The 19,025-nt window shown below is 74.4% G+C and carries 17 protein-coding genes; 3 read left to right on the forward strand and 14 right to left on the reverse strand.

The window, feature by feature from the left end; all coding sequences use genetic code 11:
* Nucleotides 1-39: 39 nt before the first annotated feature.
* Nucleotides 40-600, reverse strand: coding sequence for a TetR/AcrR family transcriptional regulator (locus ACZ47G_RS16925; protein ID WP_465743337.1), 561 nt, complete (start codon nt 598-600; stop codon nt 40-42).
* 179 nt (nt 601-779) lie between these two features.
* On the opposite strand from ACZ47G_RS16925, the gene ACZ47G_RS16930 reads away from it, so the two are divergent.
* The 3 genes from ACZ47G_RS16930 (at nt 780) to ACZ47G_RS16940 (ending at nt 4,649) form a co-directional block, all read left to right on the forward strand.
* On the forward strand, nt 780-3,623 hold the full coding sequence (locus ACZ47G_RS16930; protein ID WP_465743339.1) for a helix-turn-helix transcriptional regulator: 2,844 nt from the start codon (nt 780-782) through the stop codon (nt 3,621-3,623).
* Nucleotides 3,624-3,717: 94 nt separating this feature from the next.
* Complete coding sequence (locus ACZ47G_RS16935) at nt 3,718-3,882, forward strand: hypothetical protein (protein ID WP_465743341.1); 165 nt, start codon at nt 3,718-3,720, stop codon at nt 3,880-3,882.
* Nucleotides 3,883-4,019: 137 nt separating this feature from the next.
* A complete protein-coding gene (locus tag ACZ47G_RS16940; RefSeq protein ID WP_465743343.1) occupies nt 4,020-4,649 on the forward strand; it encodes a phosphatase PAP2 family protein in 630 nt (209 codons plus the stop codon).
* 7 nt (nt 4,650-4,656) lie between these two features.
* Here the strand turns inward: ACZ47G_RS16940 and ACZ47G_RS16945 are convergent, their stop codons facing one another.
* From ACZ47G_RS16945 to ACZ47G_RS17005, 13 genes are read right to left on the reverse strand one after another with little or no spacing between them, the layout of a single operon-like run.
* Nucleotides 4,657-5,991: a glutamate-1-semialdehyde 2,1-aminomutase gene (locus ACZ47G_RS16945; RefSeq protein ID WP_465743345.1), complete on the reverse strand. Its 1,335-nt coding sequence runs from the start codon at nt 5,989-5,991 to the stop codon at nt 4,657-4,659.
* Between the two features lie 7 nt (nt 5,992-5,998).
* The gene (locus tag ACZ47G_RS16950) at nt 5,999-6,550 is read right to left on the reverse strand and encodes a dTDP-4-dehydrorhamnose 3,5-epimerase family protein (RefSeq protein WP_465743346.1); all 552 of its coding nucleotides are present in this window, start codon (nt 6,548-6,550) and stop codon (nt 5,999-6,001) included.
* Nucleotides 6,547-7,797: a polysaccharide pyruvyl transferase family protein gene (locus ACZ47G_RS16955; RefSeq protein ID WP_465743348.1), complete on the reverse strand. Its 1,251-nt coding sequence runs from the start codon at nt 7,795-7,797 to the stop codon at nt 6,547-6,549. The genes ACZ47G_RS16950 and ACZ47G_RS16955 overlap by 4 nt, the downstream gene beginning before the upstream one ends.
* On the reverse strand, nt 7,794-8,741 hold the full coding sequence (locus tag ACZ47G_RS16960) for a glycosyltransferase family 2 protein (RefSeq protein WP_465743350.1): 948 nt from the start codon (nt 8,739-8,741) through the stop codon (nt 7,794-7,796). Before ACZ47G_RS16960 ends, ACZ47G_RS16955 begins: the two co-directional genes overlap by 4 nt.
* Nucleotides 8,738-10,060 (reverse strand): hypothetical protein, encoded by a 1,323-nt coding sequence (locus tag ACZ47G_RS16965; protein WP_465743352.1) that lies wholly within the window; start codon nt 10,058-10,060, stop codon nt 8,738-8,740. The genes ACZ47G_RS16960 and ACZ47G_RS16965 overlap by 4 nt, the downstream gene beginning before the upstream one ends.
* Nucleotides 10,061-10,065: 5 nt before the next feature.
* A complete protein-coding gene (locus ACZ47G_RS16970; RefSeq protein WP_465743354.1) occupies nt 10,066-11,349 on the reverse strand; it encodes a DUF4910 domain-containing protein in 1,284 nt (427 codons plus the stop codon).
* Nucleotides 11,337-12,362 (reverse strand): NAD-dependent epimerase/dehydratase family protein, encoded by a 1,026-nt coding sequence (locus ACZ47G_RS16975; RefSeq protein ID WP_465743356.1) that lies wholly within the window; start codon nt 12,360-12,362, stop codon nt 11,337-11,339. Before ACZ47G_RS16975 ends, ACZ47G_RS16970 begins: the two co-directional genes overlap by 13 nt.
* A gap of 3 nt (nt 12,363-12,365) precedes the next feature.
* The gene (locus ACZ47G_RS16980; protein ID WP_465743358.1) at nt 12,366-13,013 is read right to left on the reverse strand and encodes a PIG-L deacetylase family protein; all 648 of its coding nucleotides are present in this window, start codon (nt 13,011-13,013) and stop codon (nt 12,366-12,368) included.
* Nucleotides 13,010-13,807, reverse strand: coding sequence for a glycosyltransferase family protein (locus ACZ47G_RS16985; RefSeq protein ID WP_380455545.1), 798 nt, complete (start codon nt 13,805-13,807; stop codon nt 13,010-13,012). The genes ACZ47G_RS16980 and ACZ47G_RS16985 overlap by 4 nt, the downstream gene beginning before the upstream one ends.
* A complete protein-coding gene (locus ACZ47G_RS16990; protein WP_465743361.1) occupies nt 13,804-15,039 on the reverse strand; it encodes a methyltransferase domain-containing protein in 1,236 nt (411 codons plus the stop codon). Before ACZ47G_RS16990 ends, ACZ47G_RS16985 begins: the two co-directional genes overlap by 4 nt.
* On the reverse strand, nt 15,036-16,310 hold the full coding sequence (locus tag ACZ47G_RS16995) for a glycosyltransferase (protein WP_465743363.1): 1,275 nt from the start codon (nt 16,308-16,310) through the stop codon (nt 15,036-15,038). The genes ACZ47G_RS16990 and ACZ47G_RS16995 overlap by 4 nt, the downstream gene beginning before the upstream one ends.
* A 1-nt stretch (nt 16,311) precedes the next feature.
* Nucleotides 16,312-17,544 carry an O-antigen ligase domain-containing protein gene (locus ACZ47G_RS17000; RefSeq protein WP_465743365.1) on the reverse strand — a complete coding sequence of 411 codons (1,233 nt, stop codon included), beginning with the start codon at nt 17,542-17,544 and terminating at the stop codon, nt 16,312-16,314.
* Nucleotides 17,537-19,024: a right-handed parallel beta-helix repeat-containing protein gene (locus ACZ47G_RS17005; RefSeq protein WP_465743367.1), complete on the reverse strand. Its 1,488-nt coding sequence runs from the start codon at nt 19,022-19,024 to the stop codon at nt 17,537-17,539. The genes ACZ47G_RS17000 and ACZ47G_RS17005 overlap by 8 nt, the downstream gene beginning before the upstream one ends.
* Between the last annotated feature and the right edge of the window lies 1 nt (nt 19,025).

The following is a 19,025-nucleotide window of genomic DNA, read 5'->3' on the forward strand; positions in this document are numbered from 1 at the left end:
GCATGGCGTTCAGTCATCCGACCGTCGGACGGGGCGGGTTCAGCGCACCAGCGCGGCGACCACGTCCCGGACGACCTCGCGGCGTTTCGCCCGGTCGTCGAGGTCCACCACGGCGAGCAGTTCGGGGGCGGTGGACGGCCACAGCATGGCCAGGTGGATGATCACCGCGAACAGGACCCGGGGCTCGAACCGGTCCGTCAGCACGCCCCTGACCTGGGCGTCGGCGAGCACGGCGATACGCCGGCGGACGTCCTCGACCCCGAGCGCGTTGGGCGGTGCGCTACCGTACTCCATGCGCTGCCAGGTGATCAGCCGGGGCAGTTCCGGGTGCTCGGCGTAGATGTCGCCGAGCCGGGCCGCGACCTCGGGGAGATCGGTCCAGTCGGACGGCAGGCTCGTGATGATCTGTTCGACCGCGCCCTGCCAGACCGCTTCGAACAGGCCCGCCTTGCTCTTGAAGTAGTGGTAGATCTGCGCCTTGTTGCTCCGCGCCGCCTCGGCGATCCGGTCGACCCGGGCTCCGTTCAACCCATGGGCGGCGAACTCGGCCCGCCCGGCCGCGATGAGTCTCTGTCTGGTGGCTTCGGCGTCGCGCTGCATGCGCCGACCCTAGCTCAGAGCTGACTAACCACTTGGTTGACAGTCTGATCATCGTCCGGGTCTAATCAACCAACCAGGTAGTTGAAAGACGTACAGCCGTGCCGGGTGCGGTCTCCCCCGGCGGACCGAAGGCTGCGGCGATCCGCTGACCTGCAGATCAATGGGGAGGGAGCAGGGTCATGGGCACAGCCATGCCGATGCTCGGTCGGGACGGCGAGCGCGCTCGGCTGTCCGAGTTCGTCCACGCCGCAGGAGGGCAGACCCTGCTCCTCCGGGGCGAGACCGGGGTGGGCAAGAGCGCCCTCCTCGACTTCGCCGCCGAGCTGGCCGCCCGGGAGGGCCTGCGCGCGATCCGGGCCACCGGGGTCGAGGCGGAGACGGAGCTGCCGTACGCGGGACTGCACCAGCTGCTCTACCCGCTGCTGCCGCACGCCACCGCGCTGGACGACGGCGCCCGCGCCGCCCTCGACGCCGTGTGCGGGCAGGCCGGGGGCACCCCGCCCTCCGTCATGACGCTCGGCATCGCGGTGCTCGGCCTGCTGTCCGCGGCCGCCGCGCAGCAGCCGCTGCTGCTGGTCGTGGACGACGCCCAGTGGCTGGACGACTCCAGCGCGGCGGTCTGCGGATTCGTCGGCCGCCGGCTGACCGGCAGCCGGCTGAAGCTGCTGCTCGCCGTCCGCGCCGACCTCACCTCGTGCTTCGACACCGCCGCACTCCCGGAACTGGCCGTCGGCCCCCTCACCGACGGCGACGCCGCCCTCCTGCTGGACGGTCACCACCCCTCGCTCGGCGAGCAGCAGCGCCGCGCCGTCCTGGCACAGGCCCAGGGCAACCCGCTGGCCCTGCTGGAACTGCCCGCCCACACCGCCCTCCGGTCCGGCGAGCCGGCCACGGCCGATCCGCACGCCCTGCGCGGCGCCTCGGCGCCCCACCGTCTCCAGCACCTCTACGGCACCCGGCTGGCCGACCTGGACGACACCGTCCGGTCCGAGTTGCTGAAGGGCGCCCTCGACGGCGTCGCGGCCGGCCGGGGCGACGGCACCACCCCCTGCACCCGGTACCGGATGCGCGACGCCGAGGCGGCCGTCGCCCGCGGCCTGCTGGTGATCGAACCCGCCACCGGCGACTTCGCCTTCCGCCACCCCCTGGTGCGCTCCAGCGTCGTCCAGCTGGCCACCCCCAACCAGCGCCGCGAAGCCCACCTGGCGCTGGCCCACCTCCACCGGAGCGACCTCGAACGCCGCGCCGCCCACCTCGCCGAGGCCACCCTGGACCCGGACGAGGAGGTGGCCGCCGTCCTGGAGGCCGCCGCCGAGTCCGCGACCCGGCGCGGCGGCGCGCTCACCGCCGTCAACTGGCTCACCCGCGCGGCCGAGCTGAGCGAACACCGGACCGACCGCTCCCGGCGGCTCGGTGACGCCGCGTTCATCGCGGCCCACGCCGCCCGGCTCGGCCACGCCCGCAGCCTCGTCCTGGCCGACCCCGCCCCCGACGCCCACCACTCCCCCGCCTCCGTGCTGGCCTCCGGCTACCAGGCGCTCTACCACGACGGCGATGTGCGCTCCACCCACCGGCTGCTCGCCGCCGCGATCCAGCGGGCGGGCGCCGCCGGGGCCGGGGCCGGGGCCGACCGCGCGGTGCTCGACCGGCTGGTCACCCTGCTGCTCGCCACCAGCCAGTACGCCGCCGACCGCACCCTGTGGGAACGCACCCACGCGCTGCTCGCCTCGCTCGGCGAGCGGGTCAGCGAACGGGCCTGCCTCTACAGCTCCACCTGGAGCGACGTCGTCCGGCACGGCGCCGGCTGGGCCGGGCCGGTGGAACTCGCCGCGGCCGGCCTGCCGGGCCAGGAGCCCTGGGACGTCGCCCGCCTGGCCGTCTCCGCCTACCACCTCGACGTCCTCAGCCCGCTCCGCCCCCACCTGCAGCGCACCGTCCACCGCGAGCTGGACACCGGCGCCGTGTCCACCGGCATGGTGATGCTGCACCTGATCATGCTCGACCAGACGGCCGTCGGGGACTGGGAGGCCGCCGAGCGGACCGGAGAGCAGGCGCTGCGCCAGTCCGAGGAGCACGGACACGAGCTGTTCGCCCAGCAGACCCGCGGCTACCTCGCCCAACTCGCCGCACTGCGTGGACGGACGGACTCCGCGCGCGAACTCCAGGCGGTGGTCGACTCCTGGGCCCGCCCGCGCGGCATCGGCTTCCTCACCCAGCTCGCCGACGCGGTCGGCACCACGGCCGCGCTCAGCGACGGCGACTACGAGAGCGCCTACCTCCAGGCCATCGGCATCACCGCGCCCGGCACCTTCCAGCCCTACGCCCACCAGGCCTCCCGCACCCTGCTCGACCTCGTCGAGGCCGCCGTGCACACCGGCCGCACCGAACAGGCCCGCGCGCACGCACTCGCCGCCCGGGACGCCGGACTGCCCGCCGTCTCGCCCCGGCTCGCCCTGCTCACCAACGGGGCCCTGGCCATCACCGCCGAGGACGACACCGAGGCCACCGAGGCGTACCGGCGCGCCGAGTCCCACCCGGCCGCGAACCGGTTCCCCTTCGAGCTGGCCCGGATCCGGCTGGCCCACGGCAGCCGACTCCGCCGCGCCCGGGGCGCCACGGCAGCCCGGCCGTTCCTCGCCACCGCCGCCGACGCCTTCGAACGGCTCGGCGCGGTCGCCTGGGCCGCGCGGGCCCGGGACGAACTGCGGGTCAGCGGGGTCCCGTCCCGGACGCCGACGCGCACCGCACCCCCGCTCACCTGGCAGGAGCGCCGCATCGCCGACCTGGCCGCGGGCGGCCTGACGAACAAGGAGATCGGCGAGCAGACCCGGTTGTCGCCCCGTACGGTCAGCGCCCACCTGTACCGGATCTTCCCCAAGCTGGGCATCACCACCAGGGCCGCCCTGCGCGACGCCCTGATCAGGCTGGACTCGGCCTCCCCCGGCGGCCCCGGCATCCCCGCGCAACCGTCCCGGCGGGGCCGGGCGGCGGCGGGCCGACTGAACCCGGTCGGGGGCGGGTAGATCACCGGCCGTCCACCAGGGAGGGAGTCCGGATGTCGCTGACGCTGACGGGTACCACGGTGATCGCGCTGGAACAGCGGACACCGAACTCCCGATGTCCGCCGTCCCCGCCCTCGGCGCCCACACCGACTCCGCCCTCCGCACCCTCGGCTACTCCGACGACCGCATCGCCGCCCTCCGCACGAGCGGAGCCCTGGGCGCCCAGGGTCTGACCGGCGCGGGCCATCGGGCCATGTGGCGTACAGACAAGGTCAATTGACTGCCAGTCAACTATCCTGCGTGACCGGATACCTGGATACGACGGGGGCTCGCATGGGATCGGCCGGGCAGGGTGGAACGGGAAGTGGCCCCGGCCCGAGCCGAGTTCAGGGCGACCGGAGACGCGCCGGGCCGCTCGTGGTGCTGCGCGGGTGGCTCGGGCTGGTCTCGGCTCTCGCGGGGCTGGTGGTGGTCGTGCTCGGGGTCCGGTACGCCGGGGAAGGCGCCCCCGGCGGGGTGGACGCCCGGGTCCAGGACGCGCTGTACGGGGTGGAGCCGCCGTGGCGGTCCCTCGCCCGGACGCTGGACGCACTGGGGGAACCGGCGGGCGCCGGGTCTCTGGGGTTCGCCGCCGTGTCCTGCTGCCTGCTGTTCCGGCGGCCACGTGACGCGGTGTTCGCCGCGGTCGGCATCGGCCTGCCGGTGGTGGCGGCGACGCTGCTCAAGCACGTGGTGGGGCGCACCGTCCACGGCGCCGAGAACCTGTCCTACCCGAGCGGGCACACCGCCTTCCTCACCGCCGTCGCCCTCGTGGTGGCGCTGCTCGTGCGCGGCCCCCGCGCCCTGCCGGTGCTGGCCGCGGCGGTGGTGGCCGGGGCCGCGATGGGCTGGGCGCAGGTCGCCCTGGGCGCGCACTACCCGACCGACACCCTCGCCGGCTGGTGCACCGCACTGGCACTGGTGCCGCCGGCCGGGTGGCTGGTGGACCGGGCGGCCGACCGACTGGCGGGCCGGTCGGCCGATGACGTTCGGCCCGAGCGGAGTTGACGTCACGTCAGACGTACTGCCGGAACACCGGTTTCACCGGCCGTCCGCCCAGCCAGGGGGTGGGGTCGCCGGCGTCCAGGGCCTTCCGGTAGACGGCGCAGGCCCGGCCCACCACGTCGACGGTGTGGTCGATGTCGTCCTCGTCGAGCGCGCTGCTCACCACGAAGGACGGCGCCAGCACCCCGCCCGCGAGCAACTGGCGCAGGAACAGGGTGCGGTACCGCTGGGACGGCCGGCCCAGCTCGTCCAGGGTGGCGAAGACCAGGTTGCTGGCCCGGCCCCGGACCACGACGTGGTCGGCGACGCCCATGCCGGCGGCGGCCGCGCGGACGCCGGCGGCCAGGCGCTCGCCGAGGGCGTGCAGGCGGGCGGTGACGCCCTCCTCGACGTAGGTGGTCTGCACGGCCATCGCGGCGGCCAGCGCGTGGGTCTCCGCGCCGTGGGTGGTGGAGAGCAGGAACACCCGGTCGCCGGAGTGGCGCAGCCCGCCGTGCTCCATCAGGTCGCGGCGCCCGGCCAGTGCGGAGACGGCGAAGCCGTTGCCGAGCGCCTTGCCGAAGGTGGAGAGGTCGGGGGCGACGCCGTAGAGGCCCTGGGCGCCGGCCGGGGACCAGCGCAGGCCGGTGATCATCTCGTCGAAGACCAGCAGGCAGCCGTGCCGGTCGGCCAGTTCGCGCAGGCCGGCGAGGTAGCCGGGCGGCGGCTCGCGGTGGCCGGCGGGTTCGAGGACCAGGCAGGCGATCTCGCCCCGGTGCTGGGTGAGCAGTTCCTCGGTGCCGGCGAGGTCCCCGTAGCGGAAGGCCGCGGTGAGTTCGGTGGTGGCGGCCGGGATGCCGGCGGACATCGGGGTGGTGCCGATGAACCAGTCGTCGACGGAGAAGAACGGCTGGTCGCCGCAGACGGCCACCCGCGGGCGCCCGGTCACGGCGCGGGCGAGCCGCACCGCGGCGGTGGTGACGTCGGAGCCGTTCTTGGCGAACTTCACCATCTCGGCGGTGGGCACCGTCTCCAGGAAGCGTTCCGCGGCCTCGACCTCCACGATGGACGGCCGGACGAAGTTGCCGCCGCGGTCGATCTCCCGCCGCACCGCCTCCAGCACCCGCGGGTGGGCGTGGCCGAGGCTGACCGACCGCAGGCCGGAGCCGTACTCGAGGTAGCGGTTGCCGTCGACGTCCCACACGTGGGCGCCGCGGCCGTGGCTGATCACCGGGGCCAGGTGCTCGGGGTACTGGTCGTCGCCCTTGGCGTAGGTGTGGGCGCCGCCGGGGATCAGGGCGTGCAGCCGCTCGTTGGCCGCCCGGGAGCGGGGCAGCCGGAGCTCGTCGCGGTCTTCGGGGTTCATGTCGGCCTCACCGCTCCTGGTGGCGCAGGGCCTCGGCGAGGCTCGGCGCCTCGCGGTCCCGCTCGGACATCGAGGTGGCCGGCAGCGGCCAGGGGACGGCGAGTTCCGGGTCGTCGAAGGCGATCGTGACGTCCTCGGCCGGGTCGTGCGGGCGGTCGATCCGGTACGAGACGTCGGCGGTGTCGGTCAGCGCCTGGAAGCCGTGCGCGCAGCCGCCCGGGACGTACACGCTGGCCTGGGTGTCGCCGGAGAGCTCGAAGTGGGCCTGGCCGCGGTGGGTGGGCGAGTCCGGCCGCAGGTCCACGACGACGTCGAAGACCCGCCCGTACGAGCAGCGCACCAGCTTGGCCTCCCCGGCGCCGGAGCGCAGGTGCAGTCCGCGCAGCACGCCCCGGACGGAGCGGGAGAGGCTGTGCTGGACGAAGGCGTCCGGGTCCAGGCCGACCGAGCGGAGCACCTCGGCGTCGAAGGTGCGGCAGAAGAAGCCGCGCTCGTCGGCGTACGGGGTCGGCTCGAAGAGGTACGCGCCGGCGATCGCCGGGACTTCGGTCACCTTCATGAAGTCTCCTGGGAGGCGGGGACGGGGGCGGGGTCGGAGGTCGGGAAGACGGCCGCGGTCAGGGCGGCGAACTGCCGGTCCAGGAGCCGGGTGGCGGCCCGGTTCCGTTCGGCGAGGGTGTGCCGGGCCTCGGCCGAGCGCCGCTCCAGGGCCCGGAACTGCTCGATCAGCCGGTCGGCGTCGACCTCGCGGGCCGGGTGGCAGTGCTCCCCCAGGCCCATCCGGTCCATCAGGGCGTCGCTCTTGGCCGCGTAGCTCAGGGCGAGCGTGGGGGTGCCGGTCTTCAGCGCGCAGACCAGGTTGTGGTAGCGGGTCGCCACCACGGTGTCGGCGGCGGCGGTCTCCCGCATCAGGTCGGCCAGGGAGGCCGGTTCGGCGGCGGTGACCAGCGGTGAGCCGACCGCTGCGCGGATCGCGGCGACCACCGGCAGGTCGACGTCGTCGCCGATGAGCAGCCGGACCGGCCGGCCGTCCTCGACCAGCGCCCGGACGAAGCGGGTGGTGCCGTCGAGGTAGCGCCGGTGGATCCGCTCGGCGCGGGCCCGGTCGTCGTTGCCGCCGTGGAAGGCCATCACGCCGACGCAGACCGTGCCGGGGACGGCCGGGGAGGCGCTCGCGGCCGGGGTGGGCAGGGCGAAGGCGAGGTCCGGGTAGACCTCGTCCCGTGCGGTGTCCACGCCCATCTCCCGCATCGCCTCGCGGGACAGCGCGTCCCGGTACGAGCGGTACCCGGCCAGCCGCGCCGACCCGCGCACCAGGGCCCGGACGGCCCGGTCGCGGATCGGGGCGGCGCCGACGCCGACCAGCGCCACCCGGGTGCCGAACAGCCGGCCGGAGGCGCAGAGCAGGAACAGCGCGTACGGGAAGCCCCAGGGCCGCAGCGGCAGGGTGGCCTCCAGGACGCCCATGCCGGGCACGATCACCACGTCGTGCCGGCGCACCCAGGCGGCGGTGCGGACGGCGTCGACGAGTTTGCCGAAGCCCTTGCCCGCGATCGCGCCCGCCCGCGAGGCGGTGCGGTACTCCCCCCGGTACCAGTGCAGCCGGGTCGCGGGGATCCGGTACCGGGCGGTGACGGCCGCCGGTCCGCCGCAGAACGCGTCCACCCGCGCCTCGGGGTGCTCGCTGCGCAGGTAGCCGAGGACGGCCTCCAGCGAGCCGTCGTTGCCCAGGTTACCGGCCCCGAGCAGCCCGAACACCCCGACCCGCGGCGGGACTTGAGCCGGGGCTCGGTCCGGGAACGTCATCCCCGCCTCCGCTCGCGCCCGGCCACCAGGGCGTCGACGGAGACGGTGGTCCGGCCGGGCTCGACCGGGGCGCGGTCCTCGACCCGCTCCCCGGCGCCCGGCCGCGCCCGGCTGGTCATCCAGGCGGCCAGGTGGCGGTAGCAGGCGCGCCGGTCCGCCGGGGAGAGCGGCGCCCGGCGGATCGCCGAGGCGAAGCCCCAGGCGTACTCGGCGAGCAGCCGGGGCGTCGGGTGCAGCGGGCCGGCCCGGCGCGGGTCCAGGTTGACGCAGCGGGAGCGCTTGGAGGGGTTGGCCCGCTCGGCGCGGGTGGGGTGGTCGCGGCGGAAGTAGAGCAGCTCCGGCACCTGGTGGAAGGGCCCGTGCAGGGTGATCTCGGCGACGAAGGTGCGGTCCGCGTGGTGGTAGCTGTCGTGCGGCTTGACCCGGCGCAGCACGTCGGCGCGCATCACCCCGTAGAAGTCGTCCCCGCCGGGCTCGAACAGCAGGCTGCGGAAGCGTTCGGGGGCGGACGGCGAGTCGGTGGTGAGCCCGTACTCGTAGGGGACCTTCAGCTGTCCGTGCTCGTCGATGACGGCCTGGCCGGAGTGGGCGAGGACGACGTCCGGCCGTTCGTCCAGCGCCGCCACGCAGCGCTGCAGGAGGTCCCGGGCGTAGAGGTCGTCGTGCGACGCCCACTTGAAGAGTTCGCCGCGGCACTGGGTGAAGGCGTAGTTGTGGTTGGGCGCGGCGCCGATGTTCCGGGGCAGCCGGAGGTAGCGGATCCGGGAGTCCCGGGCGGCGTACGCCCGGCAGATGGACTCGGTCGTGTCGGTCGAGGCGTTGTCGGTGATGACCAGCTCGAAGTCCTCGTAGGTCTGGCCGAGCAGGGCGTCGAGCGACTCGGCGAGGTACTCCTCGCCGTTGAAGACCGGCAGGCCGATGCTCAGCCGGGGAACGGTGGTCACGGTGTCCTCACTTCGGGGATGGGGGCGCTCGTTTCGGGGCCGCGGTGGCGTTCGCGCAGGGCGGCGCGCAGTTGGAGCCACCAGACGGCCGAGCCGCAGCCGGTGGCGGCGGCGACGCCCCAGGCCGAGCCGACCGTGCCGGCCGCGGCGGCCCCGCCGAGCCCGCCGGCCAGGTAGCAGGCGGAGGCGAACAGCTGGCAGCGCACGCTGCGCCGGGCGGCGGCGAGCGCGCGCAGCCCGGCCGCGGCGCCGCTGCCGAGGCCGGCGCCGGCGACGCCGAGGGTGGCCGGCACGATGAGCGGGGCGGCGGAGTGCCAGACGTCGCCGAGGACGAGCGGGCCGGCCTGGTCCGGCAACAGCAGCAGGGCGGCGCCCCAGAGCAGGGCGGCGCCGGCCTGCCCGCCGCCCAGCAGGAGGCAGAACCGGCCGAGCCGCTGCGGTGCCTGCCGCAGCACCCGGGCCGCCTCGGCCACGGTGACCAGCGACAGCCCCATCAGCAGGGCCAGGAACGGGCCTTGCAGCAGTTCGGCGCCCCGCACCGCGCCCACCGCGCCGACCCCGGCGATCGCGCCGAGCCCGTACGCCCGCAGCTGGCCGGCTCCGCTGAGGCTGACGTTCTCGACCAGGTAGCGGCTGCCGAGGTCGCGCTGTTCGCGCAGCCAGCCGCGGGCCTGGGTCACCCGGGGCCGGATGCCGGACTGGAGGAAGCCGTACCCGGCGGCGGCCGCGGCGGCCGCGCCCCAGGCCAGCAGGAAGGCGGCCACGGTGCCCACCCGGGCCGCCACGACCATGGCCGGGACGAGCGCGACGCCCTGCACCAGGTCGTTGGCGAAGGCCTTCTGCCCGGCGCCGGCCGCGAAGAAGGCGAACCGCCGGGAGTCCTGCAGCAGCAGGGCGGGCAGGGCGAGGCCGAGGCAGGCGAAGGCGGGGCCGACGTCGCCGCCGAGGCCGAGCCCGACCAGCAGGCACACCGCCCCGAGGGTGCCGCCGACGGCGAGCGCGGCGCCCGAGGAGCGGGCCGCGGCCGCCCGCCAGACGGCCTCCGGCACACCGCTGAACCGCACCACCAGCGGGTCGGTGGCCAGGCCGCGGGAGACGTTGAGCACCACGCCGTAGGTCAGCCAGGCGAGGCTGAACACGCCGAAGGCGTGGACGCCCAGTGAGCGGGCGACGTAGATGCCCACCGCGAAGTTGATCATGCTGGAGACCGCCTGGTCGGCCAGCCCCCAGGACAGTCGGCCGAGGACACCCCGCTCGGCGGGCCGGGCCCGCTCCGCCGCGTCGGTCGACTCCTCCGTCCGCACCCCCTCGGTGGTCATCGGCGTCACGCCTTGATCAGCCCGGCGCCCCGGAGGGCGTCGGCCGCGACGGCGACAGTGTCGAAGGGCAGTCCGGAGCGCTCGGCGACGTCCAGCAGACCGTGCTCGCCGTCGGAGAGGCTGAGCACCCAGAGCATCGCCAGCTGCGCCTGCTTGGCGTCGCTGCGCCCGCCGAGCGAGTCGTACAGCCCACGCCGGCCCAACTGCGGTTCACCGTAAGGGCTGAGGTTGAGGTAGCGCCGGTTGCGGTCGAGCACCGCGAAGGCCTCCCGGCAGACGGCGAGGGTGTCCGCCATCGCCTCCGGCGTGACGAAGTCCGGGTTGTCCGCCGAGGTGTGGTACTCGGGGTACCCGGCGTACGGGGTGCGGCTGAGCGAGCCGACGCCGAGGTCGAAGCCGGGCGAGCAGAACTGCCGCTCGTCGTAGCCGTACGGGGTGAACTCGGTGATGCGGTGCGGGCGTTCGGAGGTGGACAGGACGTGCCGCAGCACCCGGTCGATCTCCGCGTCGCCGCGCCGGCTCCGCTTGTACGTCAGGTCGCCCCGGTCCCCGGCGCAGGCCAGCACCAGGCCGTGCTTGACCCGGTCCACCCGCTCGGCGTTGCGGGCCAGCCAGGTGATCGCCCCGATGGTGCCGGGGGCGAACAGGAACCGGTAGGTGTAGTACGGCGAGCGCTGCGCCAACTCCCGTGCCAGGAAGACCGCCACCGCGATGCCGGCCAGGTTGTCGTTGGCCAGCGAGGGGTGGCAGACGTGGCAGGAGACGATCACCTCGTCGGCGACCTGCCCGGGGACGACGTGCTCCGCGTAGGTCAGGTGGCCGTCGGCGAGGGTGGAGTCGATCCGCACCTCGTAGTCGCCGTCCGGCATGGCGTCCAGGGTCTCCTGGGCGAGGCAGAAGCCCCACGTGGGCGTGTAGTAGCTGGTGCGGTACGGCACCCAGCCCGGGTGCTCCGGCAGGGTGTGGAGGTGCTCGCGCAGCTCGGCCAGCGGCAGGGTCGCCGCCACCGGCACGCTGTAGCCGAGCACGTGCAGGCTGGACGCGGCGAAGTCGACCACGCGCCGGCCGGTGCCGTCGGCGATGTAGGCGTCCCGGATGTTCCACTCCTGGGGCACCGTCCAGTCCAGCACCCGCGTCCCGGTCGGCACCTCGTGCACCTGGAGCGGCAGGTACTCGCCGACGATCTCCAGGGTGGCCCGCACCCCGTCGCCGGTGATGCTCCGGCAGAGCGGGTACAGCCGCTCCACCAGGGCGTGCATCTCCTCGCCGTCCGTGGTCACCGGCGCCACCGCAGGGTCTCGTCCACGGCGCCCGCCCCGGTGGCCTCGCGCAGCACCGCCAGCCGGGTGAAGCGCCGCTCGAAGCCCTCCCGGGTGAGCCCGAACGCCCGGTAGGCGTCGGCGAGTTCGACGGCGCCCTGCTTCACCGTCCACGCGCAGTCGAAGCCGGGCAGCGCGGCGCGGACGCGGGAGAAGTCCACCCGGTAGGAGCGCGGGTCGGCGCCGTGCTCCCCGGTGATCACCACCTTGGCGCCGTCCACCGCCTCGGCGACCTGCTCGGCGATCTCGGCGACCGTGACGTTGTTGACCTCGCTGCCGATGTTGAACGCCCGGTCGTGCACCGCCTCCCGGGGCGCCTCCAGCGCGGCCGTGAAGGCCCGGGCGATGTCGGCGGCGTGCACCAGCGGGCGCCAGGGGGTGCCGTCGGAGAGCACCAGCACCTCGCCGGAGAGCAGCGCGTGGCCCACCAGGTTGTTGAGCACGATGTCGGCGCGCAGCCGGGGCGAGTAGCCGAAGGCGGTGGCGTTGCGCAGGTAGGTGGGGCTGAAGTCGCCGTCGGCCAGCGCGTGCAGGTCGTCCTCCACCCGCACCTTGGACTCCGCGTACGGCGTCACCGGGCGCAGCGGGGCGTCCTCGGTGACCAGTTCGTCGCCGCCGGCGGCGCCGTACACGGAGCAGGTCGACGCGTACAGGAAGCGCCGCACCCCGGCGTCGCGGGCCAGCTCGGCCAGCCGGACCGAGGCGTGGTGGTTGATGTCGTAGGTGAGGTCCGGCGCCAGCGAGCCGAGCGGGTCGTTGGAGAGGGCGGCCAGGTGGATCACGGCGTCCACGCCGGCCACGTGCTCGGCGGTGACGTCGCGCAGGTCCACCCGGTGGCCCGGCGGGTCGGCGGGCGCCGGGCCGAGGACGCAGTCGGCGAACAGGCCGGCGTCCAGGCCGACGACCTCGTGTCCGGCGGCGGCGAGGACCGGGGCCATCACGGTGCCCAGGTAGCCCTGGTGTCCGGTCAGCAATACGCGCATGGTTCAACCCCCCAGGTTGAGAGTGATCTTGGTGACGTCGAAGGCCTCGGCGTAGCGCGCGTGGCACTCGATGCCGCGGATCCGGGCCAGCCCGAGAAAGGCCTCCCGGTCGTACCAGGGCCGGTGCCGCTGCGAGGGGTAGTGCTCCTGCAGCAGCCGCGCCTTCCGCTCGGCCGTCTCCGGGGAGAGCGGCTGGTAGGCGGTCGGGCGGCCGAGGTCGGCGTCCCACTTGACGATCTCGTAGCCGAGCACCAGGTGGTCGCGGAAGGCGGTGGTCACCAGACCGGCCAGGCCGCGGTGGTCCTGGTGGGCGTCCGCGGTGCGCGGGGCGAGCAGCAGGTCCGGCTCGGTCCGGGCGCGCAGCTCCTCGACGGCGGCCTTGGCCTCGTCCCAGTGCGCGGGCAGTCGGCCGTCGGGCAGCTTGAGGACGGTCAGCCGCAGGTCTGCGCCCGGGCAGAAGGCGGCGAGGGCGGCCCGCTCCTCCTGTTCGCGCTCGCTGCCGCCGCCGGAGAGCACCAGGGCGTCGACCCGCAGGCCGGGCCGGGCGAGGCACAGCGTCAGCAGGGTGCCGCCGGCGCCGATGGCGATGTCGTCGCAGTGCGCCCCCAGCGCGGCGATCCGGTCCGGGCGGCCGGCGCCGAGCCGGATCACGAGGTCCTCACCCCGGCCCCGTCCCGCTCCCAGACGGCCCACGGGCGGTCGCCCTGGGCGTAGGCGGCGTCCAGCGCGGCCCGCTCCTTGACGGTGTCGGTGGGCTTCCAGAAGCCCCGGTGCCGGTGGGCCACCAGCCGGCCGCGCTTGGCCAGTTCGGTGCAGCCGTCGGCGACCAGGTCCCCGTTCTCCGGGATGTGGTCGAAGACCTCCTGGCGGAGCACGAAGTAGCCGCCGTTCTCCCACAGCGGCAGTTCGCTGACCGCGGTGATCCCGCCGACCAGGCCGTCCTCACCGAGGTCCACGCAGTGGAAGGAGGACTGCGGCGGCACCACCATCATCGAGGCGCCGGCGTCCCGCTCGGCGAAGCGGTCGATCATCTCCGGCAGCGGGGCGTCGGTGAGCACGTCGGCGTAGTTGGCGAGGAACATCTCGTCGCCGTCCAGGTGGTGGCGCACCCGGCGCAGCCGCTCGCCGATCGGCGACTCGATGCCGGTCTGCGCGAAGGTGATCGTCCAGGAGGAGATGTCGGTGGACAGCAGCTCGGTCCGGCCGCCGCGCAGCACGAAGTCGTTGGAGGTGGTCTCCTCGTAGTTGAGGAAGAAGTCCTTGATGTGGTGGGCGCCGTAGCCGAGGCAGAGGATGAACTCGGTGTGCCCGAAGTAGGCGTAGTAGCGCATGACGTGCCAGATCAGCGGGCGCGGGCCGACCATCGCCATCGGCTTGGGCACGTCGTCGGCGGCTCCGCTGCGCATCCGCAGCCCGTAACCGCCGCAGAACAGGACGACCTTCACGGCTTCACCTCGACGATGCTGAGTTCCGGGATGGGGAAGACCAGACGGCCGCCCCACTCGTGCACGAAGGACAGCTGCTCGGTCAGTTCGGCCCGCAGGTTCCACGGCAGGACCAGCACGTAGTCCGGCCGGTCGGCGGCGATCCGCTCGGGCGGCAGGATCGGGATGCGGGTGCCCGGGGTGAACCGGCCGTGCTTGTAGGGGTTGCGGTCGACGGTGTACGGGAGCAGGTCGGGCCGGATGCCGCAGTGGTTGAGCAGGGTGTTGCCCTTGCCGGGGGCGCCGTAGCCGACCACGGACTCGCCGCGCTCGGCCGCCTCGACGAGGAAGCGCAGGAGGTCCCGGCGGACCTTGGCCACCCGGGCGGAGAACTCGGTGTACCCGGACAGCTCCTGGAGCCCGGCGGCCTTCTCCCGGTCCAGCACCTCGGCGACCCGCCGGCCCGGCTCGCCGGCCGCCTCGGCCGGGCGGGCCCACAGCCGGATGGAGCCGCCGTGGGTGGGCAGCAGCTCGACGTCCACCAGGGTGAGTCCGCCGCTGGCCAGGGCCCGGGCCGCGGAGGCGACCGTGTAGTACTGGAAGTGCTCGTGGTAGATGGTGTCGTACTGGTTCTCCTCGATCAGGGTCAGCAGGTGCTGCACCTCGACGGAGACCCAGCCGTCGTCGGCGACCAGGGCGCGCAGGCCCCGGGTGAAGCCGACCACGTCGGGGATGTGGGCGTACACGTTGTTGGCCACCACCAGGTCCGCCGGGCCGTGTTCGGCGCGGACGTCCGCGCCGGTGGCCGGGTCCAGGAAGGCGGTGCGGGTGGGCACGCCCGCCTCGCGCGCGGCGGCGCCCACGTTCACCGAGGGTTCGATGCCGAGGCAGCGGATCCCCCGGTCCACCACGTGCCGCAGCAGGTACCCGTCGTTGCTGGCGACCTCGACCACGAAGGCGTCCGGGCCCAGGCCCAGCCGCTGGACGGCCCCGGTGACGAAGGTGCGGGCGTGCTCCACCCAGGAGGTCGAGTAGGAGGAGAAGTAGGCGTACTGGGTGAAGGTCTCCTCCGGTGTGATCAGCGGCGGGATCTGCGCCAGCCAGCAGTCGGTGCAGACCCGCAGGTGCAGCGGGTACGCCGGCTCCGGCCGGTCCAGTTCGTCCGCGGCGAGGAAGCTCTCGCACGGCGGGGTCGCCCCCAGGTCGACGACGCTCCCCAGCGCCGTCGAGCCGCAGAGTCGGCATCGTGTCATCGACTGCTCCCGTTCCCGCCCGCGCGGGTGCCCCGCCGCGGGTCAGCGTGTCCGTTCCCTGCCGGCGGCGCGCCGTTCGCGCCGCCGGACCGCCGCGCGATCGCGCCGCGGTACCCCTCCACCAGGCGCTCCAGCCCGACGGCCGGACTGAAGCCCTGCTCGTACCGGCGCCGGGCGGCCCGGCCCAGCTCCCGGTTGTGCGCCGGATCCGCCGTGATCCGGCGCAGGCAGGACGCCAGGGAGGCCGCCTCGCCCGGCCGGTGGAGCAGCCCGGTCACCCCGTCCTCGACGAGTTCGACGAAGGCGCCGTGCCCGGCGGCCACGGCCGGGACCCCGGCCGCCATCGCCTCCACCACCACCAGGCCGAAGGCCTCCAGCCAGGTCGAGGGGGCGACCACGGCGACCGCCCGGGCCACGGCCCGCCGGCACTGCTCCTGGTCGTACAGGCCGACCTGGCGCACGTCCTCGCGGCCGGCCGCCCAGGCCCGCACCTCGGGCTCCAGCGGCCCGGCGCCGGCGATCACCAGCGGCACGCCCACCCCGCCGTCGGCGGCCAGCTCGTCCCAGGCGGCCATCAGCAGCCGCACGCCCTTGGCCTCGGCGAGCCGGCCGAGGTACAGCAGGTGCTCGCCCGCACCCGTGCGGCCGATGCCCGGCTCCGGCACGAAGTTGTGCTTCACCGTCAGCCGCTCGGCCGGCATCCCGGCGCCCACCAGGACGTCGCGCTGCGCGGCGGAGATGCAGAAGAACCGCTCCACCCCGGACCGCCAGCGCCGCCGGTTGAGCGCCAGGCTCAGCGCCGGCGGCACCGTCGCCAGCCGGGAGCCGCGGTAGCAGCCGTGCCGGACGGCGGGCAGCGGCGAGCCCCCGACGCACTCGGTGCACGGCCGGCCGTCCCGCTGCAGGGTGCCCGGCGGGCAGACCTGGCCGTAGTTGTGCAGCGTGGCGACGACGGGCACGCCGGCGTCGGCGCAGCCGGCCAGCACGGCGGGCGACAGCAGCGGGAAGACGTTGTGGACGTGCACCACGTCCGGCCGTTCGGCGCGCAGCCGGGCGGCCAGTTCCGCGCGGACCGCCGGGTTCCACGGCACCAGCAGCGGCACCGCGACCTTGCCCGGCAAGGACTTGGCGGCGATGTCGTCGCTGCGCCGTTCGAACAGCCCGACCCGGTGGCCGGCCTCGCGCAGCAGCGCCACCTCCTGGTCGACCACCTGGTTCTCCCCGCTCGGCTGCGCCGAGGCGTAGCGGTTGTGCACCACCAGGACGTGCATGTCAGGTCACCTCCGTTCTGGGGTCCGGAACCCGGTGCGGGACGCGGGCCGGGAGGGGCAGGGCCGCGGTGGGGGCCGTCAGCAGGGCGGCGGCCACGGTCAGGTGCAGCAGGTACGGCGAGGCGTCGCCCAGCCCGGCCTCGGTGTAGGAGGCGATCGCGCAGTAGCTGATCAGGAAGATCGCGCAGGCCCGTGCGAGCGACGGCGGGCGCAGCAGGGCGACGCCGCCCAGCACCAGGATCATCGCGGCCACCAGGGCGACGCCGGCCAGGCCCTGTTCGTTGTAGACGGCCAGCCAGCTGTTGTCGATCGGCAGCCCGCCGAAGGACTTGTCGCCCAGGCCCTTGCCGAACAGTTGCTCCAGGGTCGTCCGGGGCGCCGCCAGCAGGGCGTCCCAGACCTTGGCCCGGCCGGTGAGGTTGGAGAAGTTCTCCTGGCTCTGTCCGCGCAGGAACCAGGCCTGGAGCAGCGAACCGAGGCCCACCGCGGCCGCGGTGGCGCACAGCACCGCCCAGCCGAAGAACCGGCGGGCGGCGGCGCTGGTCAGCAGCAGCGAGCCGATCGCCAGCGCCAGTCCGATGATCAGGCCGAGGGTGGCGGTGCGGGTGTGGGTCAGCGCCAGCAGGACGAGCGAGGGCACGATGACCGCGGCGGCGCTCCTCCCGGTGGTGCGGCGGCCCAGCAGGAGCAGCACCGTCAGCCCGGTGATCACCGCGGCGTACTGGCCGATCTGCGGTGGGGTGAGTGGCCACAGCGCGCCGACCAGCCGCCCGCCGTAGACGTCCGGGAAGGCGGCGCCCGGTGAGATGACCAGCCCGGCCGCCACCGTGGCCAGCACCGCGAAGTACATCCGGACGTGGTGCCGGACGAACCCCTCGCCGTCGTCCCACCAGCGGCTGAGCAGCCACAGCGTGCCGACGAACAGGGCCAGTCGGAAGCAGCGGAACAGCGCGCCGGCCCCGGACTCCAGGGAGGCGCTGGAGATCACGCTCAGCACCAGCAGCAGGGTGAGCAGCAGCAGGTGGGCGCTGGGCCGGATGCGCAGCCGGAGGTTGCCGAGGAGGGCCAGCGCGAAGGCGGTGACCAGCGCGCCCATGGTGACCATCTGGATCAGCGAGCGGGGCAGCGGGATGACGGTCTGCGCTCCGGCCGAGCCGAGGGTGTTGAGGATCAGCAGCCCCCAGCACGCGCCGACGGCCCTGGGGCGTGTCTCGTCCCGGTCCACCTCAACCACCCGCCCCCGGCCGCAGGGTGCTGCCCGTGTCCTGCCGGTACGGCGTGGCCTGCCACTGCCCGAAGTCGACGGTGCGGCTGGGGTCGTGGACGACGAAGCTCCACGGCCCGGTGTAGCTGTTGTCGTGCCAGCGGTTCTGCTGCTTGCCGGTGATCGCGTCGGCCACCGGCTGGCCCTTGTACGGCGACCAGTCCGGGAAGGTCCCGTAGTTGGAGAGCACGGCCATCCGGCCGCAGTTCACCGTGCAGCCGACGACGGACGGGTCCGTGGTGAAACGGTTGTCGTGGATGTCCACCCGCTGGGTCTTCCAGCGGCAGTCGTCGTAGAGCGGTGCGGTGGCGATCGCCGGCTGGGCGCAGCGGGCGGTGTCCTTCACCAGCAGGGTGCAGTCGCCGGAGGAGGTGTTGGCCGGGCTGTTGCAGAACCGGTCGGCGTTCTCCCACAGGGTGATCCCGGACCAGTTGTCCTCCAGCAGGTTCCGGTCGATCTCGATCTTGTCGGTGCGGGCCGGGATCCGCGGCTCGCCGCCGGACTCGGACAGGTAGACGGCCGGATAGGGGAAGTTGTCGCCGCGGTCGGCGGCCCGGCGGCCCTCCACCCAGTCGTTGCGCCGGATCGTGTTGCCGGCGATGACGGCGTTGTAGCTGGTCTCGTAGATCAGCGCGGCGCCGTCGTTGGCCTCCAGGACGTTGTCCTCGATCCGGAAGTCGTTGTTGTTCGTGTCCGCCCACAGCCCGGTGCCCCGGTTGTCGTGCACCCAGTTGCCGCGCACGTCGGCGCCGTTGACGGCCCAGAACTTGACGCCGCCGGTGCAGCCGCAGCCCGGCTGCCTCTGCTCCCACTGGTCGGTGTCGTTGCCGGTGATCTCGTTGCCCTCCAGCAGCAGGTCGCTGACCGGGGCGCCGGTCTTGTAGGCGTTGATGCCGTACTGCCCGTTGCCGCGCAGGCAGCTGGCGCGGACCCGCTGGTGGGCCCCGGCCATCAGTCCGGCCCCGGAGTTGTCCTGGATCGTCGTGTGCTCGATCACCCAGCCGTCGGCCGAGTCGTGGTTGACCACGCCCTCGTTCTGCGGCGCGACGAAGCCCTGCACGGTCAGGTAGCGGATGGTGACCTTCGCGGCGCTGCCACCGAAGGCGTACTGGTTGGTCCGGCCGCCGTCCAGCACCGCGCCGGGTGCGCCGAGGTAGCTGTCGCCCTCCTTGGGGAGGACCTGGGCGTAGCGGTCCGCTTCGAGCCGGTGCGTTCCCGGCTGGAGCCAGAACGTGGTGTTCGGGGGGCTGTTCCTGGTCTTCGCGGCCAGGTCGCCGACCACCGCCGGGTCGACCGTCACCGCGCCCTCCGGCGCGCTCGCCGGCCCGGTCCCGGGGGCGGCGCACACCCGGGCCACGGTGACGGGCCCGGGCGGCGCGCTGGTCGGCTTCGCCGGGGCGCCCGAGCCGCTGGTGCAGCCGCCCGCCAGCAGCAGGGCGAGCGCCGCCACC

The organism is Kitasatospora sp. NPDC030952 (genome assembly GCF_055571335.1).

Bases quoted from the DNA above. Each gene is read 5' to 3' on its own strand.
- ACZ47G_RS16930 (WP_465743339.1), top strand. From the start codon at position 780: ATGGGCACAGCCATGCCGATGCTCGGTCGGGACGGCGAGCGCGCTCGG.
- ACZ47G_RS16990 (WP_465743361.1), bottom strand. From the start codon at position 15,039: ATGACACGATGCCGACTCTGCGGCTCGACGGCGCTGGGGAGCGTCGTC.
- ACZ47G_RS16945 (WP_465743345.1), bottom strand. From the start codon at position 5,991: ATGAACCCCGAAGACCGCGACGAGCTCCGGCTGCCCCGCTCCCGGGCG.
- ACZ47G_RS16955 (WP_465743348.1), bottom strand. From the start codon at position 7,797: ATGACGTTCCCGGACCGAGCCCCGGCTCAAGTCCCGCCGCGGGTCGGG.
- ACZ47G_RS16950 (WP_465743346.1), bottom strand. From the start codon at position 6,550: ATGAAGGTGACCGAAGTCCCGGCGATCGCCGGCGCGTACCTCTTCGAG.
- ACZ47G_RS16975 (WP_465743356.1), bottom strand. From the start codon at position 12,362: ATGCGCGTATTGCTGACCGGACACCAGGGCTACCTGGGCACCGTGATG.
- ACZ47G_RS16925 (WP_465743337.1), bottom strand. From the start codon at position 600: ATGCAGCGCGACGCCGAAGCCACCAGACAGAGACTCATCGCGGCCGGG.
- ACZ47G_RS16965 (WP_465743352.1), bottom strand. From the start codon at position 10,060: ATGACCACCGAGGGGGTGCGGACGGAGGAGTCGACCGACGCGGCGGAG.
- ACZ47G_RS16995 (WP_465743363.1), bottom strand. From the start codon at position 16,310: ATGCACGTCCTGGTGGTGCACAACCGCTACGCCTCGGCGCAGCCGAGC.
- ACZ47G_RS16935 (WP_465743341.1), top strand. From the start codon at position 3,718: ATGTCCGCCGTCCCCGCCCTCGGCGCCCACACCGACTCCGCCCTCCGC.